Raw genomic sequence first — 16,110 nt, forward strand, 5'->3', positions numbered from 1 at the left:
TTAATGGAGTATTTGCCCAATATTTGTTTTGCAATAGCCCTATTTATAGGTATAGCATACTTTACCAGAAATGTTAAAAAGCTCATTCGCAACATTAAACTAGGACTTGATGTTGAGGTTGTTGATCAAAAACCTCTGCGATGGAAAAACATGCTCATGGTCGCTCTTGGTCAGAGTAAAATGGTAAAACGTCCTATTGCCGGTATGCTGCATATTATTGTTTATCTCGGGTTTATAATAATTAACATTGAAATTTTAGAGATTGTAATCGATGGGCTTGTCGGGACCCACAGGGTCGGATTAAAAGTGCTGCCTGTTCATGTCTATGGGGTTTTAATCGGGACGTTTGAAATCCTTGCAGTACTTGTATTTGTGGCTGTAATCGTGTTCTGGTTGAGAAGAAATACAATTAAACTCCAACGATTCTGGAATAGTGAAATGACAAGTTGGCCGAAGAATGATGCCAATTACATACTTTATTTTGAAATGGTACTCATGGCCTTGTTTATAGTCATGAATGCAACCGATGTCAATTTTCAAAGCCTGAATTCCGGAAATATTGTGAGTCAGTTTGTAGCGGATTGGTTTTCCGGCTTACCGGAAAATACGCTTCATGTGATCGAAAGGACGGCCTGGTGGCTGCATATATTGGGAGTTTTGATTTTCTTAAACTATTTATATTTTTCGAAGCACCTACATATTTTATTGGCGTTTCCAAATACCTATTATGCGAAGCTAACACCGAATGGGAAATTAAATAATCTTGAATCGGTAACCAATGAAGTTAAAATGATGCTGGATCCTAACATCGATCCTTTTGCATCGCCACCGGAGGGAACTTCGCCTGAAGTTCCAGCTAAATTTGGTGCTAGCGATGTTCAGGATTTAAGTTGGGTGCAGTTACTGAATGCGTATACATGCACGGAATGTGGGCGGTGTACAAGTGAATGTCCGGCCAATCAGACCGGTAAAAAACTGTCTCCCAGAAAAATTATGATGGATACCCGAGACCGATTGGAGGAAGTTGGTAAAAACATAGATGCGAACAAGGGCGTGTTCAAAGAAGATGGTAAGCAGTTGCTAGATAACTATATATCAAGGGAGGAACTGTGGGCTTGTACCACATGTAACGCTTGCGTGGAGGCTTGTCCGGTGAGTATTGATCCGTTATCCATAATTATGGATATGCGACGCTATTTGGTTATGGAACAGAGTGCTGCCCCTGCAGAGCTCAATAATATGATGACAAATATAGAGAACAATGGTGCACCATGGCCCTATAATCAAATGGACAGGTTAAATTGGAAGAACGAATAAAAAAGGAGATGAGTGAAGAACTAAAGGTGCCAACAATGGCTGAATATGTGGCTCAAGGGAAACAACCTGAAGTTTTATTTTGGGTTGGATGTGCAGGTAGTTTTGATGACAGAGCAAAAAAAATAACGAAGGCCTTTGTTAAATTATTACATAAGGCCAAGGTTGAATTCGCGGTGTTAGGTGCGGAAGAAAGCTGTACCGGCGATCCCGCCAAACGGACGGGTAATGAATTTTTATTCCAGATGCAGGCCGTTACCAACATTGAACTATTGAATTCGTATCAGATCAAATCCATTGTAACGGCATGCCCTCATTGTTTTAATACCATAAAAAACGAATATCCCGATTTGGGTGGTAATTATGAGGTGATGCACCATACCCAGTTTTTAAAGTCCTTATTGGATGAGGGGCGTTTAACGATCGACGGTGGTAAATTTAAGGGTAAACGGATCACCTTTCATGATCCATGCTATTTAGGACGCGCGAACAAGGTTTATGAAGCCCCCAGGGAACTCATTGAAAAATTGGAGGCTGAACTTGTTGAAATGAAAAGGTGCAGACAAAATGGATTGTGTTGTGGGGCAGGGGGTGCCCAAATGTTCAAGGAACCTGAAAAAGGAGACAAGGATGTGAATGTGGAACGCACTGAAGAGGCCTTAAATACGAATACCGAAATCATAGCTGCCGGTTGTCCCTTTTGTAATACGATGATGACCGATGGGGTTAAGGCCAAAGAGAAGGAAGGCGAAGTTGAAGTTTTGGATATAGCAGAACTCATTTCGAATGCACAGGATTTATGATGTCCGTTTAGAATTTAAAAATGTTAAGGAAATTCTATAGTGGACGAACAGTTATTAATTTACCCATAGTAAAGTTGTGGGTTTTAAGTTTTAAAAAGAATCGATGTTAGTAGATTTTAGCACATTACCTGAAACGTCTCGCGTTTGGATTTACCAATCCAATCGGCCATTCACCGATACAGAAATTCAACAAATTGAGCACAAGCTCGATGCATTCATTGAAAACTGGACAGCTCATGGTAGCGATTTAAACGCGGGTTATGTAATTAAATATAAGAGATTTATAGTTATTGGATTAAATCAAGATCTAAATAAAGCGACGGGTTGTTCAATCGATGCATCAGTCCATTTCATTCAACATTTAGAACAAGAATATCAGGTTGATTTAATGGACAAAATGAACGTATCATTCAAGCAGGGCGATTATATTACCTATAAACCATTGACCGATTTTAAGCAAATGGCGAAGGATAAAGCGGTTTCCAAACAGACGATCGTGTTTAATAATTTGGTGAACAATATTGCGGAGTTTAAGGAAAATTGGGAAGTACCGGCCAGTGACAGCTGGCATAGTCGGTTTTTAAGATAGTTTACGGTCGCGATGTTATGATTTTGGCCATAACTAGTTGAAAAAAAACTTTCATAATTTAAACAGATTACTCATTTTTACGGCTTATAAAAATTATATAGGGTTTTATGGCTAACGAGATTTTTTTATTAAATATTTCTGGACAGGATAAACCTGGTTTAACATCGGGTTTAATGGGGGTATTAGCGTCATATGATGCAAAAATCTTAGATATCGGTCAGGCCAATATACACGAAACCCTGTCCTTGGGTATTTTGTTCAAAATTGAATCCGGTAAAAAATCGGCAGCCGTATTAAAGGATCTCTTATTTAAGGCCTATGAACTGGGCATAACAGCAAAGTTTACACCGATCTCACTTGAGGATTATGAGCATTGGGTAAGCCTACAGGGTAAAAACCGCTACATTGTGACCATTCTGGGTGAAAAACTGGCGGCTGAGCAGATAACGGAAGTTACCAAGGTTATTTCAGAAAAGAATCTAAATATCGATTCCATAAAACGACTAACAGGTCGCTTATCCCTGGTGAAGGAGGAGGAGTATCCGAGGGCTTCAATTCAGTTGTCCATTCGAGGGCAAATAGAGGATAAAACGGAATTTACAGAGAAGTTCATGCAGATTTCCCATGAACTGGATGTGGATATTGCTTTTCAGGAAGACAATATTTTCAGAAGAAACAGGCGTTTGGTATGTTTTGATATGGATTCCACATTAATTCAAACCGAAGTCATAGATGAGTTGGCAGAATTGGCCGGAGTGGGAGAGGAAGTGAAGGCGATTACTGAAGCGGCCATGCAAGGCGAAATCGATTTTAATGAAAGTTTCAAAAGGCGAATGAAACTTTTAAAGGGTCTGAGCGAAGAGGTACTTCATAATGTGGCGGTAAATCTTCCTATTACCAAAGGCGCCAGACGACTCATTGACACCTTAAAATCCTATGGCTTTAAAACAGCTATTTTATCGGGTGGATTTACTTATTTCGGTCATTATTTGCAAAAGGAATTTGGAATAGATTATGTCTATGCCAATGAGCTGGAAATAAAAGACGGTGTATTAACGGGAAATTATATAGGTGCCATTGTAAATGGTGAAAAAAAGGCTGAATTCCTCAAGGAAATAGCTAAAAAGGAAGGTATCGATATCAGTCAGACCATAGCTGTTGGCGATGGTGCCAACGATTTACCAATGTTGAACCTTGCCGGTTTAGGCATTGCTTTTCATGCCAAACCCAAAGTGAAAAATAATGCTCAAAGTTCCATATCCAGTATTGGTTTAGACGGCGTGCTGTACTTACTGGGGTATCATGACAGACATATTGATCTCATAGACTAGTCTGTTTTTTTAATATCTTTCTTTATAAATCTATCATAAAGTCTTTTTTACTTCATTCTAAATGTATTAATTTGTCCCAGTTGTTACTCCGATTTCTGGTAATGATTAATTAATGTCCTTTGTATGCGCCATATCTATTTTATTGTTCTTTATTTATCTGTTTATATATCCGCTTTTGCCCAAACACATAGTGATCCTCTAGCAAGCGAAGATTTTGAGGCGCAACAGAAGTGGGTCGATAGTGTTTACAATGCATTGACGCTCAGAGAAAAGATCGGTCAGCTCTATATGATCATGGTATTTTCCAATCAGGATGAGAAAACAAGACAGGCCAATATCGATTTGGTTCGGGACTATCAATTGGGGGGTGTCATTTATTCATTGGGAGGACCTCTGAGGCAGGCCAGGCTCAATAATGAATTTCAAGCCATTTCTAAAGTACCGTTATTAATTGGTATGGATGCAGAATGGGGTCTGGGCATGCGTTTGGATTCCACCTATGCCTTTCCATGGAATATGACCTTAGGTGCTATTAAGGATAATAAACTTATAGAACGCACCGGCCAGTACATTGGCGAACACTGCAAACGTTTAGGTGTGCATTTTAACTTTGCACCCGTAGTGGACATCAATACCAACCCAAATAACCCCATCATTGGTAATCGTTCTTTTGGAGAAAGCAGAGATAATGTAACCGAAAAGGCCTTAGCTTTTATGAAGGGCATGCAGGATGCCGGTGTTTTAGCCAATGCAAAGCATTTCCCCGGGCATGGCGACACCGACCAGGACTCGCATAAAACCTTGCCATCGATTAGTTTCGATGAAAAACGAATTGATTCCATTGAACTATATCCCTACAGAAAGCTCATTAAAGAGGGCTTGTCGAGTGTTATGGTGGCCCATTTGAATGTGCCCAGCCTGGAGTCGCGTTTGGGGTACCCGTCCTCTTTATCCAAAACGATAATAACGGATATTTTAAAGGAGCGTCTTGGTTTTAAGGGTATTATTTTCACGGACGCCCTAAATATGAGAGGTGTTGCCGATCTGGCCGTACCCAATGTCGATGGAAGTACATCCCATAAATTTACAACCAGCGGTGCAATAGACCTGGAAGCCTTTAAGGCCGGTAATGATGTGCTGCTTATTTCAGAAGATGTGCCAGCAGGGATCGCAAGAATTGAAGCAGCCTTTAATGATGGTGACATATCCGAGGAACGTCTTGCGCATTCGGTCAAAAAAGTGCTTCGAGCAAAATACAAGGTGGGACTGAACAACTATGAGCCCGTCGGACTGTATAATCTGGCGGAAGACCTGAACAGACTCAAGGATGATGTGCTCTATGAAGAACTCATGGAAAATGCCCTGACCATTGTAAAGAACGCGAACAATATATTGCCCTTTCGAAACTTGGAAACCAAATCATTCGCCTATGTCGAATTGGGTGATGACTCGGGTAACACCTTTTATGAGGCGCTCAAAAAATACACTAAAATTCATAAAATCGAATCGGATGATTTTCAGGATTTGACCAATAAGTTAAACGCCTATAACACGGTCATAGTTGGCTTTCACCGATCTAACGACAATCCGTGGAAGCCTTATAAATTTAATGAAAGCCAATTGAACTGGATCAGTGAGATATCGAAAACCCATCAGGTGATTTTAGATGTTTTCGTAAAGCCATATGCCTTAATCGATTTAAAGGATATATCGGATATAGAGGGCATTGTTGTAAGTTATCAGAACAGCAGGATTGCTCAGGAAAAATCGGCACAGTTACTCTTCGGCGCCATTCCCTCGAAAGGGGTGATGCCGGTTTCTGCAGGAACGCATTTTAAGGTGGGTGATGGCATTTTTCTTAATGCGATAAAACGGTTAAGCTATGGATTGCCGGAACATGTAGGGATGAATTCTGAGCGGTTGAATAGAATAGATTCAGTTGCCCGGTTGGCGATTCGAGAAAAAATGACCCCCGGTATTCAACTTCTGGTGGCTCGAAAGGGCAAAGTAATCTATAATAAAAATTTTGGGAAGCACACCTATAAAGGAAAGAAGGAAGTACAGTCTGATGATATTTATGATGTTGCATCGTTGACCAAAATTTTGGCCACTCTGCCATTGCTGATGGAGTTAGTGGAACAGGGTATAGTGAGTTTGGACACTAAACTTCCGGAGATTCTTCCCGAGTACGAGGACTCCAATAAGGCGCATATCACCTTAAAAAGTATGTTGTCGCATTACGCGAGATTACGCCCATGGGAACCGTTTTACTACAAGACGCTGGATTCCATTACCCTTAAACCGAGTCCGAAATATTACAGTTCTGAAAAAAGCAAGGCATTTAATATTGAAGTCGCCAAGAATCTTTATCTCAGGACAGATTACGAAGATTCCATTCAGGAAATCATCAAAGAGTCGGAGCTATTGCAGCGACGACGTTACCGATATAGCGATTTCCCCTATTATATGCTAAAGAAATTTATTGAGTATCATTACGACAGAAGATTGGACGAGCTGGTGCAAAATCATTTTTACGAATCCCTCGGCGCAAATCATACGATGTATAATCCCTATGATAAGGTAAGCGATAAGAAAATTGTACCTACTGAGGACGATGATTATTTTAGGTATCAGGAAATACATGGTTATGTGCATGATATGGGAGCAGCCATGCAGAATGGAATTGGAGGTCACGCCGGTATCTTCAGTAATGCCAACGATGTGGCTAAGATTATGCAACTGTATTTACAACGCGGTTTCTATGGGGGAAAGCGTTATTTAAAACCGGAAACCATCGATATGTTCAACACCTGTTATTATTGCGATCATGATAACAGAAGAGGTGTAGGATTCGACAAACCACAGCTGGGTGAAGAAGGCCCTACCTGTGGTTGTATATCTATGACCAGTTTTGGTCACTCGGGATTTACGGGCACCTATGCATGGGCTGATCCCGAAGAAGAAATCGTGTATGTGTTTTTGGCCAATAGAACCTATCCTAAAGCTGAAAACAATGTGCTATTAAAGAAAAATATAAGAACCTCAATTCAACGTTTGATTTATGAAGCAATCGACAATTAATCGTACTTTTAACTTTAATTTACTTATAACTTTAACGTACTTTAAACTCTAACGTACTTTAAACTTAAACGTACTTATAACTTTAAAATGAAAATAGGAATCGTTTGTTATCCGACCTTTGGAGGAAGTGGCGTAGTGGCCACCGAGCTGGGTTTAGAATTGTCCAAACGGGGACATGAAATTCATTTCATTACGTACAACCAACCTGTTAGGTTGGAATTACTGAGCAACAATGTACATTATCATGAAGTCACGGTACCGGAATATCCTTTATTTCATTATCAGCCCTATGAGCTTGCTTTGTCCAGTAAGTTAGTGGATATGGTGAAGCTGCACAAGATCGACATATTGCATGTGCATTATGCAATACCTCATGCTTATGCCGCTTATATGGCCAAAAAAATGCTTCAGGAAGAGGGGATTTATGTGCCGATCGTCACCACCTTACATGGTACCGACATTACCCTCGTTGGGAGTCATCCGTTTTATAAGCCTGCGGTGACCTTCAGTATAAATAAATCTGATGCTGTAACGGCGGTATCTCATAGCCTCAGAGAAGACACATTGCGTCTTTTCGATATTAAAAACGAAATTCATGTGGTACCGAATTTCATTGATCTGGATAAGCATGATTACAAGTTTACGGATTGTCATCGTACCATGATGGCCAGCAATAAAGAAAAAATTATTACCCATATCAGTAATTTACGACCTGTAAAGCGTGTCCAGGATGTTATAGAGGTGTTTTATAACATTCAAAAGGAAATGCCGGCAAAATTAATGTTAATTGGAGAGGGGCCCGAGAGGGAAAGGATTGAATACCAGTGTCAGGAACTAGGCATTCTTGATAAGGTTATTTTCTTTGGACGGAGCAATGAGATCAATAAAATACTTTATTTCAGTGATTTGTTTTTGCTCACCTCGGAAACAGAGAGCTTTGGTTTAGCTGCCCTTGAGGCTATGGCCTCCAGTGTGCCGATTATTTCAAGTAATACGGGTGGTATACCCGAGGTTAATGTCGATGGTGTTTCCGGGTATTTGTGCAATGTCGGTGATATAGACGATATGACTGAGAAGGCCCTATACATTTTAGGCGATGACAAAAGGCTAAAAACATTTAAGGAAAATGCCAGAAAAGAATCCCTGAAATTTGACCTGCATACCATAGTGCCGCAATACGAAGCCATTTATGAGGATACTTTAACCAAATGTCTGGTATTATAGTACTGAGAGGTGATAGTAAAAAAAAACATCCCGCCACAGGCGGGATGTTTTTTTTATATGGGAAAGGTATTGGGTTTTAAAATTGATAGCGAATACCCAATGCAATATCGAAATCCAAATCGTCATTAAAATCCCCAAAACCAATCTCAGGCCTGAAATCCAGGGATATTAGCAATGGAATATCAAAGTTATATTCAATTCCAATGTCGCCGGCAGCAAAGAAAAACGTTTCGCTATCACTCACTGTACCGTTATCATAATCGAATGAACCTAAGCCACCACCGGCACCGACATACCAGTTAAACATGTCATCAAGAGGAAACACCCATTGGTACAATCCGGCTAATTTAAAGCCATCATAGTTATTTCCATCACGCCATCCCAGATCAAATTCCAAACGGTTGTTATCGGCTAAAGCACGTTGATAGGAAATTTCGGCACCGAAGCCATCACTGTCACCGAGTCTTAACCCCAGCGCATTATCGGCTATGGCCTGAGCATTTGATGTTAATGTAAATCCAATGAGAGCAATTGCTAATAAAAATACTTTTTTCATAAATTTTAAAGTTTTTTGTTTTGTTGTTAATATACGGTCAATGGTTAAAAACAGATCATTTTCAACATTGCCTTATATTTACAAAAATAGCGCCAAAAATGTAATTATCTTTATCGGCAAATTAAATTTATAAACTAAGTTATTCAATAATGGGGTTAGAGCCACATTTACAGGCCTTAAGAAATACGCTTTCCGGGGAATTGTTTTTCGATGACCTTTTAAAATCCCTTTATGCCACGGATGCATCGGTTTATCGTATGTTACCCCTGGCGGTGGCTTATCCGGAGACCGTTGAAGATATTAGAAAACTCATACAATTTGCGGAAAGGCATCAAACGAGTCTGATTCCGCGTACGGCCGGAACATCATTGGCGGGACAGTGCGTCGGTTCCGGTATCGTAGTCGATGTTTCCAGGCACTTTACAAAGATTCTGCATCTCGATAAAGACAGGCAAACGGTCACCGTGCAACCCGGTGTGGTTCGCGATGCTTTAAACAACTATTTGAAACCCTTCGGGCTGTTTTTCGGACCGAATACCTCCACTTCCAATCGGTGTATGCTAGGGGGCATGGTTGGGAACAATTCTTCGGGTTCCACCTCTATAAAATACGGGGTGACACGGGATAAAGTTTTAGAGATGCATACCATCCTAAGCGACGGTACCGAAGTGGTTTTTGGTGAACTTACCACAGCCCAATTTTTAGAAAAGACCAAAAAGGATACTTTGGAGGGACACCTTTACAGGACCATTTATGAGGAATTAAAGCCGAGTGCCGTTCAGGAGCGGGTATTAGAGATTTTTCCAAAACCTGAAATTCACAGGAGAAATACAGGTTATGCCATTGATGCATTGATTCAAACGGAAGTATTCAATGCATCCTCTCGGACATTTAACATGTGTGAGCTTTTATCCGGCAGTGAGGGCACACTGGCCTTTACGACGCAAATGACCTTAAAATTGGATGTACTGCCGCCTTCGGAAGCGATTATGGTGGCGGCGCATTTTGATAGTATAGAAAAATGTTTACAAGCAGTAGTGCCGCTTATGAAGCATGATTTGTACAGCTGTGAAATGATGGATAAGACGATTTTAGACTGTACGAGGAACAATAAAACCCAGGAGGAAAACAGAACCTTCCTGCAGGGTGATCCCAAGGCGATATTAATGTGTGAAGTGCGTGCAAACACCAAAGCAGAGGTTGAAGCACAGGCTGGGGGACTAATAGAAACCTTAAAACAAACGGGCTTGAGTTATGCCCATCCTATGCTCTTTGGTGACGATGTAAATAAGGCTACGACCTTGCGAAGTGCGGGTCTTGGATTGCTGGGAAATATCATTGGTGATAAAAAGGCGGTAGCCTGTATAGAGGACACGGCAGTCGTTTTAGATGACCTGGCGGATTATATTTCTGAATTCACCAGTTTAATGCGCGACTATAAGCAGGACGCAGTCTACTATGCCCATGCCGGAGCGGGGGAAATTCACCTGCGTCCGATACTCAATCTCAAACGAAAGCAAGATGTCTCATTATTTAGGAAAATTACGACTGATGTTGCCACATTGGTTAAGCGTTATGGGGGTTCCATGAGTGGAGAGCATGGCGACGGCATCGTAAGAGCAGAGTTCATTCCCATGATGATCGGAGAGGAGAATTATGAGATATTAAAACGTATTAAACAGGCCTTCGATCCGCACTGCATTTTTAATCCCGGGAAAATAGTCGATGCCTATCCCATGGATCAGTCCCTGCGTTATACGGTGGATAGAAAGGAACCCGAAATACATACCCTTCTCGATTTTTCCAGATCTCAAGGGATATTAAGAGAAGCTGAAAAATGCAATGGCTCAGGCGATTGCAGGAAGTTGCCTGAATTCGGGGGTGTGATGTGTCCCAGTTATCGGGCAACCCGTAATGAAAAGGATACCACCCGAGCAAGAGCGAATGCATTGCGGGAGTTCTTAACCCATTCGACTAAAGACAATCCCTTCAACCATGATGAACTTAAGTCCGTATTCGATTTGTGTCTGAGCTGTAAAGCCTGTGCCAGTGAATGTCCGAGCAGCGTGGATGTAGCCAGTTTAAAGGCAGAATTTCAATACCAATACCAAAAGGATAATGGGGTGTCTTTACGAACCAAACTATTTGCTTACAACAACCGCATAAACACCTGGTCCAGTCGCATGCCCAGGCTGTCGAATGCAATGCTGTCGAATAGCATCTCAGCTTCCCTTTTAAAATGGACCTTTGGAATTGCCAAGCCCAGGACACTGCCATTGGTGTCGGATAAAAGCTTGTACAGACACTATTCGGAATTCAGAACGAACAGAAAACAGGGCCGCTACCTGAAGAAGGTGTACCTGTTTAACGATGAGTTCACTAATTTCTTAGATACGGCTATCGGCATGGATGCATTGGAGTTGCTGGAGGGTTTGAACTATGAGGTTCAGATTATCGGGCATGAAGAATCTGGTCGTGCATTTTTGTCAAAGGGATTACTCGAACAGGCCAGGGTGCTGGCCAATAAAAATGTTGCTGTCTTCAAGGATGTCATTACGGCAGAGACCCCTTTGATAGGTATTGAGCCTTCGGCAATTTTAAGCTTTAAGGATGAATATCTAAAACTGGCTGACGATTTGCAGGCCGCAGAAGCCATCGCTCGAAATACGTTTCTCATTGAGGAATTTATACACAACGAAATTAAACTGGGTAACATAAGACCGGAACAATTTACTTCGGAAAGCAAAACCATTAAATTCCACGGGCATTGCCATCAAAAGGCACTGGCCAATCAGTCTTCGAGTTTTGAAGTGTTGAATTTACCCAGGAACTACAAGGTTACGATCATTCCCAGTGGCTGTTGTGGTATGGCTGGAAGTTTTGGTTATGAAAAGGAACATTATGAAGTGAGTATGCTAGTTGGAGAGCAACGCTTGTTTCCTGCCATTAGAAACACACCTGAAAACGTGATTATCAGCGCCAACGGTACGAGTTGCAGACATCAGATAAAAGATGGGACACAGCGTGAAGCAGAACACCCTATTTCTGTGTTAAGAAAAGCCCTATTGTAAATACAGGTGTTAACCTGTATATCTTCGGTGAATCTATCCTGAATTAAGACATTTCACCCCTTTTTTTCAAGGTTTTAAATCATATTCTCAGTGAGTTCGTTCAAATTCATGAATCTGGATATCTTTTCTATCACGCGTTTATTTTTATGTCAAGGCCGTTCTTTTAATGGGCACATTTGTTAATAAGGGGTTGTTTTAGAGATAAATATGATTTGTAATTCACGCCTTGTTATGGCTGCTTTTGCATCCTGATCGCGATAGTATTGACCAGTTGGCGATATAGACTATCCATGAACGGGCAATAGCGACCACTGCAACCAAGAAACATTCACTAATTTTGATCTACCCAAACGCATTTAATAATTTAACCTTACATATTAGTTATGGATATCAGATGCCTTAAAAGCGACCTCCAGAACAACACTTTGTTTAGTCTCATAGAACGGGATGAGTATAACCGTTTTAAAAACCCTTCATTACCGGTGGCAAAAGCCCATAAAATGAATTACACAGTTAAAGAAAAGGGAACACCTTTGACCTCCTTTTCCCAGGAGTTGGAGTTCATGCGTACAGAACGTTCCGAATTAAAATGTGATCACGGGAAACCATTACCTTAGAACATAGGTTGCTCAGTACTCGAAAAGACACTATTAAACCCTAATCTACCAAATGATGATCGAAAAAATTGAGATTATTGTAATCATTTTAGGCTTTATTCTAATAACGTATATCATAATGCATAAGGTATTCAAGAATAAACGGCATTAATAACTATCAGTACTATACACCTCTTTGGTATAGTGGGTTCTAAGTACCATGAAATTAAAAATTGACCTTGTGATAGGTTAATAGCCCTGTTTGACCGTTCAGGATAAAAACGGTCTTTTTATGCTCTACCTTCAGCTATCCTGAGCTACCAAATAAGGCCCATGGTAGGATAGGTTACAGAATAGGACCTCTACCTTATAATGAATATGCACACTACTGTCGAATCCGCCGGATTAAAATAGGAATTCCCATACATAGGCAGATGTATCTACCGTATCAGGCCTGCTTCTTCTGACGGTGCTCCTGTTCTTTTTGACTCACTATGGTTATGGCAGCGATGACATCCTGTATACCATCTAAATCGTCATTGTCTTCATCTACAGAGAACGGCAGAAGCTTATCACTGTTAAAGCTATACACTTTCCAACGCTTGAACTGATACTCCAATGCCGTAAAATTTTCAACCCAGTCACCGGAGTTCAGGTACATCGTTTTACCTGATGGGGTTTCAATGTATTCCATTTTAGGTTGGTGAATATGTCCGCAGACAACGTAGTCATAGCCTTTCTCAATGGCTAAATCGGATATAACGGACTCATAATCATTAATATATTTGACAGCGCCTTTAACACTGTTTTTGATTTTCTTGGACAAGGAGTAGCGTTCTTTTCCTCGAGATTCCAGATACCAGTTAACCAGTCTATTGAGAAGGGTCAATAGTGTATAACCATAACTACCGAGTTTTGCCAGCCATTTGGCCTTTCGTATGGAGACATCGAAAACATCGCCGTGAAAGAACCACGCTTTTTTTCCATCCAGTTCCAAAACCTTTTTGTTTACGATGGACACATTTCCAATTTCTGTGTTGGCAAACTTTCTAAATATTTCATCGTGATTTCCTGTAATATATATGACTTCTACACCATTGGAAGCCATGTCGATAAATTTTTTGATGACCTTTAAATGCGATTTAGGGAAATAATGCTTACTGAACTGCCACACATCAATAATATCACCGTTAAGAATTAGCTTTTTTGGATCTATACTGTTCAAGTAGGTCAATAGCTGTTTGGCATGGCAACCATAGGTGCCTAAATGCACATCGGAGATTACGACGAGTTCAACTTTTCGTTTAAGTTTCAAGGGAATGCTGTTTAAAGGGGTAAATAAATACTATTTGTATTATTAAATCATTACCTCATAATTATCTCTATATGAGTATATTGTTAAGTTATCGTTATGAATTCATGGTTTTTTCCGAGTAAGGTATCATTGGAGTACAATGGTATAAGCCTAAACCTGTTCATTAACATAAGGTTTTGCACCATTAGATTCTTAAAAAAGATTTATTTTAGCAAAAAATTTCATTATGGCTGGAAATACCTTCGGAAAACTATTTAAATTAACCACCTATGGCGAATCCCATGGTCCTGCCTTGGGCGGTGTCATTGACGGCTGTCCGCCTGGTATACATTTGGATTTGGAAGCCATTCAAAGCGAATTGAACAGAAGAAAACCGGGGCAGTCGGCCATTGTTACGCAACGCAAGGAACCGGATTCGGTTGCATTTCATTCCGGACTATTCGAGGGAAGGACTACCGGAACACCGATTGGATTTGTCATAGAAAACACCAATCAAAAATCGCATGATTACAGTCATATCAAGGACAGTTACAGGCCAAGTCATGCCGATTATACCTACGATCAAAAATATGGGTTAAGAGATTATCGCGGTGGTGGGCGAAGTTCGGCTCGTGAGACGGCCTGCCGCGTTGTTGCCGGAGCCATTGCCAAACAAGTAATTAAGGAGGTCGGCATTGTGGCCTATGTATCCAGCGTTGGTAAAATGGCCTTAGATAAGCCCTATAGTGAACTGGACCTGACACAGGTAGAATCGAATGTGGTGCGTTGTCCGGATAAGGATATGGCCGCGAAGATGGAGAACTACATCAAAGAGGTTCGAAGTAAAGGGGATACCATAGGCGGTGTTGTAAGTTGTGTTATAAAAAACGTTCCCGTTGGTTTGGGAGAGCCGGTGTTCGATAAATTGCATGCCGAATTGGGGAAAGCCATGCTTTCTATTAATGCGGTAAAGGGTTTTGAATACGGCAGTGGATTTCATGGCAGTACGATGTATGGGAGTGAACATAACGATGCTTTCAATACCGATGGTACCACCAAAACAAATTATTCAGGCGGTATTCAAGGTGGTATTAGCAATGGTATGGATATCTATTTTAATGTTTCCTTTAAACCGGTAGCTACTTTAATTCAGAAATATGAGACCATCGATAAGGAGGGTCAGATCGTTGAGATGCAGGGGAAAGGACGGCATGATCCCTGTGTGGTTCCCCGTGCCGTTCCGATTGTTGAGGCCATGGCCGCTTTGGTAATCGCAGACTTTTTCCTAATCAATAAAATCTATCAATAGATTTATAGATGTACCTTTTCAATGGGATGCATCGGTGATGCGAACGCCATGTATAAACAATGGATAGGGCGTCAGTAAGCTGTTAAAATTGCGTAATTCTTTTTATCTTTCCTTACCAAAGGTATGACATCACTGTTATGGTATGAGGATTACAGGGATGAGGTTAATGACTTTAGATGATCAAAGCTGTGGGCATAGGCCAGTACGATATCGGGTTTCCAAGACCCCTATGTCCCGGTTTAGAGGACATTGATGATATTAGGAAGGGTATAATTTCTAAAAGATGAGATGGATTAAACTTTTATTGACGATCGCAAGGGCAAAGTACCGACCCAAATTGCAAGGCTCAGAGACGACGCACCTTAACTTTCGGGTATGGATTACAGATATCGATGTGTCGGTGATGAACCATGCCGCCATAATGACCGTTTTCGAGATGGGACGGGCCGATTTTATGGTGCGATCTAATTTTTTCAAAGTGGCCACCAGGAACAAGTGGTTTTTCCCCAATCAAGCCATCAATGTTCAGTTTTACAGGCCCTTAAAAATGTTCCAGGCGGCCTCGGTCTATACCAAGATGTCCTATGTGGACGACACCTGGTTTTATTTCGAACAAAAGATTATCCGAAATGGAAAACCCATTGCAGCTTGTTTTGCTAATGGTTTGGCAAAGAAGGGCAGAGAAACCATACCGTCATCCGAAATCATAAAAGCCTTAGGTCTTGAGGTTAAAAACGTACCGTCTCAAAGGCACGAACTCATTGATATGTTTAATGAAAAGAACGAAAAACTAACAGAGAAAATCATAGAGAATTGGTCCATAGAATCCAATTCATAATTTCGAACAACTGCCAGATGGGCCTTGACCGCATTAAGACATTAAAAATACTTATCTTGCCTGAGTAAACAAATTGTACTTTTTCCCGGGATATAAAATTGATT

At 40.8% G+C, this 16,110-nt stretch carries 12 protein-coding genes; 10 read left to right on the forward strand and 2 right to left on the reverse strand.

Annotated elements, in window-relative coordinates; genetic code table 11:
• The first annotated feature begins 3 nt into the window (after positions 1-3).
• The 6 genes from MR041_RS13525 (at position 4) to bshA (ending at position 8,342) form a co-directional block, all read left to right on the forward strand.
• Positions 4-1,317 carry a 4Fe-4S dicluster domain-containing protein gene (locus MR041_RS13525; protein WP_242094779.1) on the forward strand — a complete coding sequence of 438 codons (1,314 nt, stop codon included), beginning with the start codon at positions 4-6 and terminating at the stop codon, positions 1,315-1,317.
• Positions 1,318-1,325: 8 nt separating this feature from the next.
• A complete protein-coding gene (locus tag MR041_RS13530) occupies positions 1,326-2,117 on the forward strand; it encodes a (Fe-S)-binding protein (RefSeq protein ID WP_242094833.1) in 792 nt (263 codons plus the stop codon).
• A 103-nt stretch (positions 2,118-2,220) separates the two neighbouring features.
• The gene (locus MR041_RS13535) at positions 2,221-2,706 is read left to right on the forward strand and encodes an ABC transporter ATPase (RefSeq protein WP_242094781.1); all 486 of its coding nucleotides are present in this window, start codon (positions 2,221-2,223) and stop codon (positions 2,704-2,706) included.
• 107 nt (positions 2,707-2,813) lie between these two features.
• Positions 2,814-4,037: a phosphoserine phosphatase SerB gene (serB, locus tag MR041_RS13540; protein ID WP_242094783.1), complete on the forward strand. Its 1,224-nt coding sequence runs from the start codon at positions 2,814-2,816 to the stop codon at positions 4,035-4,037.
• A 123-nt stretch (positions 4,038-4,160) separates the two neighbouring features.
• Positions 4,161-7,118, forward strand: a complete 2,958-nt coding sequence (locus MR041_RS13545) for a serine hydrolase domain-containing protein (protein ID WP_242094785.1) — start codon at positions 4,161-4,163, stop codon at positions 7,116-7,118.
• An 87-nt stretch (positions 7,119-7,205) separates the two neighbouring features.
• Positions 7,206-8,342: an N-acetyl-alpha-D-glucosaminyl L-malate synthase BshA gene (gene bshA, locus MR041_RS13550; protein WP_242094786.1), complete on the forward strand. Its 1,137-nt coding sequence runs from the start codon at positions 7,206-7,208 to the stop codon at positions 8,340-8,342.
• 76 nt (positions 8,343-8,418) lie between these two features.
• Here the strand turns inward: bshA and MR041_RS13555 are convergent, their stop codons facing one another.
• Positions 8,419-8,898: a porin family protein gene (locus tag MR041_RS13555; protein ID WP_242094787.1), complete on the reverse strand. Its 480-nt coding sequence runs from the start codon at positions 8,896-8,898 to the stop codon at positions 8,419-8,421.
• A 149-nt stretch (positions 8,899-9,047) separates the two neighbouring features.
• Between MR041_RS13555 and MR041_RS13560 the strand changes: the two genes are divergently transcribed.
• Complete coding sequence (locus MR041_RS13560; protein WP_242094788.1) at positions 9,048-11,969, forward strand: FAD-binding and (Fe-S)-binding domain-containing protein; 2,922 nt, start codon at positions 9,048-9,050, stop codon at positions 11,967-11,969.
• 383 nt (positions 11,970-12,352) lie between these two features.
• The gene (locus MR041_RS13565) at positions 12,353-12,586 is read left to right on the forward strand and encodes a hypothetical protein (RefSeq protein WP_242094789.1); all 234 of its coding nucleotides are present in this window, start codon (positions 12,353-12,355) and stop codon (positions 12,584-12,586) included.
• 427 nt (positions 12,587-13,013) lie between these two features.
• Here the strand turns inward: MR041_RS13565 and MR041_RS13570 are convergent, their stop codons facing one another.
• Complete coding sequence (locus MR041_RS13570; protein WP_242094790.1) at positions 13,014-13,880, reverse strand: UDP-2,3-diacylglucosamine diphosphatase; 867 nt, start codon at positions 13,878-13,880, stop codon at positions 13,014-13,016.
• Between the two features lie 226 nt (positions 13,881-14,106).
• Between MR041_RS13570 and aroC the strand changes: the two genes are divergently transcribed.
• Both aroC and MR041_RS13580 read left to right on the forward strand, forming a co-directional pair.
• On the forward strand, positions 14,107-15,168 hold the full coding sequence (gene aroC, locus MR041_RS13575; RefSeq protein WP_242094791.1) for a chorismate synthase: 1,062 nt from the start codon (positions 14,107-14,109) through the stop codon (positions 15,166-15,168).
• Positions 15,169-15,451: 283 nt separating this feature from the next.
• Positions 15,452-16,006 carry an acyl-CoA thioesterase gene (locus MR041_RS13580; RefSeq protein WP_242094792.1) on the forward strand — a complete coding sequence of 185 codons (555 nt, stop codon included), beginning with the start codon at positions 15,452-15,454 and terminating at the stop codon, positions 16,004-16,006.
• The last annotated feature ends 104 nt before the right edge of the window (positions 16,007-16,110 follow it).

The sequence above is a fragment of the Aestuariivivens sediminicola genome (assembly GCF_022662015.1).
In the GTDB taxonomy this organism is placed as follows: Bacteria; Bacteroidota; Bacteroidia; order Flavobacteriales; family Flavobacteriaceae; genus Aestuariivivens; species Aestuariivivens sediminicola.

What these genes read in the sequence shown, in the direction of transcription:
- MR041_RS13560 (WP_242094788.1), top strand. Translation starts at nt 9,048, where the DNA reads ATGGGGTTAGAGCCACATTTACAGGCCTTAAGAAATACGCTTTCCGGG.
- MR041_RS13530 (WP_242094833.1), top strand. Translation starts at nt 1,326, where the DNA reads ATGAGTGAAGAACTAAAGGTGCCAACAATGGCTGAATATGTGGCTCAA.
- bshA (WP_242094786.1), top strand. Translation starts at nt 7,206, where the DNA reads ATGAAAATAGGAATCGTTTGTTATCCGACCTTTGGAGGAAGTGGCGTA.
- aroC (WP_242094791.1), top strand. Translation starts at nt 14,107, where the DNA reads ATGGCTGGAAATACCTTCGGAAAACTATTTAAATTAACCACCTATGGC.
- MR041_RS13535 (WP_242094781.1), top strand. Translation starts at nt 2,221, where the DNA reads ATGTTAGTAGATTTTAGCACATTACCTGAAACGTCTCGCGTTTGGATT.
- MR041_RS13565 (WP_242094789.1), top strand. Translation starts at nt 12,353, where the DNA reads ATGGATATCAGATGCCTTAAAAGCGACCTCCAGAACAACACTTTGTTT.
- MR041_RS13525 (WP_242094779.1), top strand. Translation starts at nt 4, where the DNA reads ATGGAGTATTTGCCCAATATTTGTTTTGCAATAGCCCTATTTATAGGT.
- MR041_RS13555 (WP_242094787.1), bottom strand. Translation starts at nt 8,898, where the DNA reads ATGAAAAAAGTATTTTTATTAGCAATTGCTCTCATTGGATTTACATTA.
- serB (WP_242094783.1), top strand. Translation starts at nt 2,814, where the DNA reads ATGGCTAACGAGATTTTTTTATTAAATATTTCTGGACAGGATAAACCT.
- MR041_RS13545 (WP_242094785.1), top strand. Translation starts at nt 4,161, where the DNA reads ATGCGCCATATCTATTTTATTGTTCTTTATTTATCTGTTTATATATCC.
- MR041_RS13580 (WP_242094792.1), top strand. Translation starts at nt 15,452, where the DNA reads ATGAGATGGATTAAACTTTTATTGACGATCGCAAGGGCAAAGTACCGA.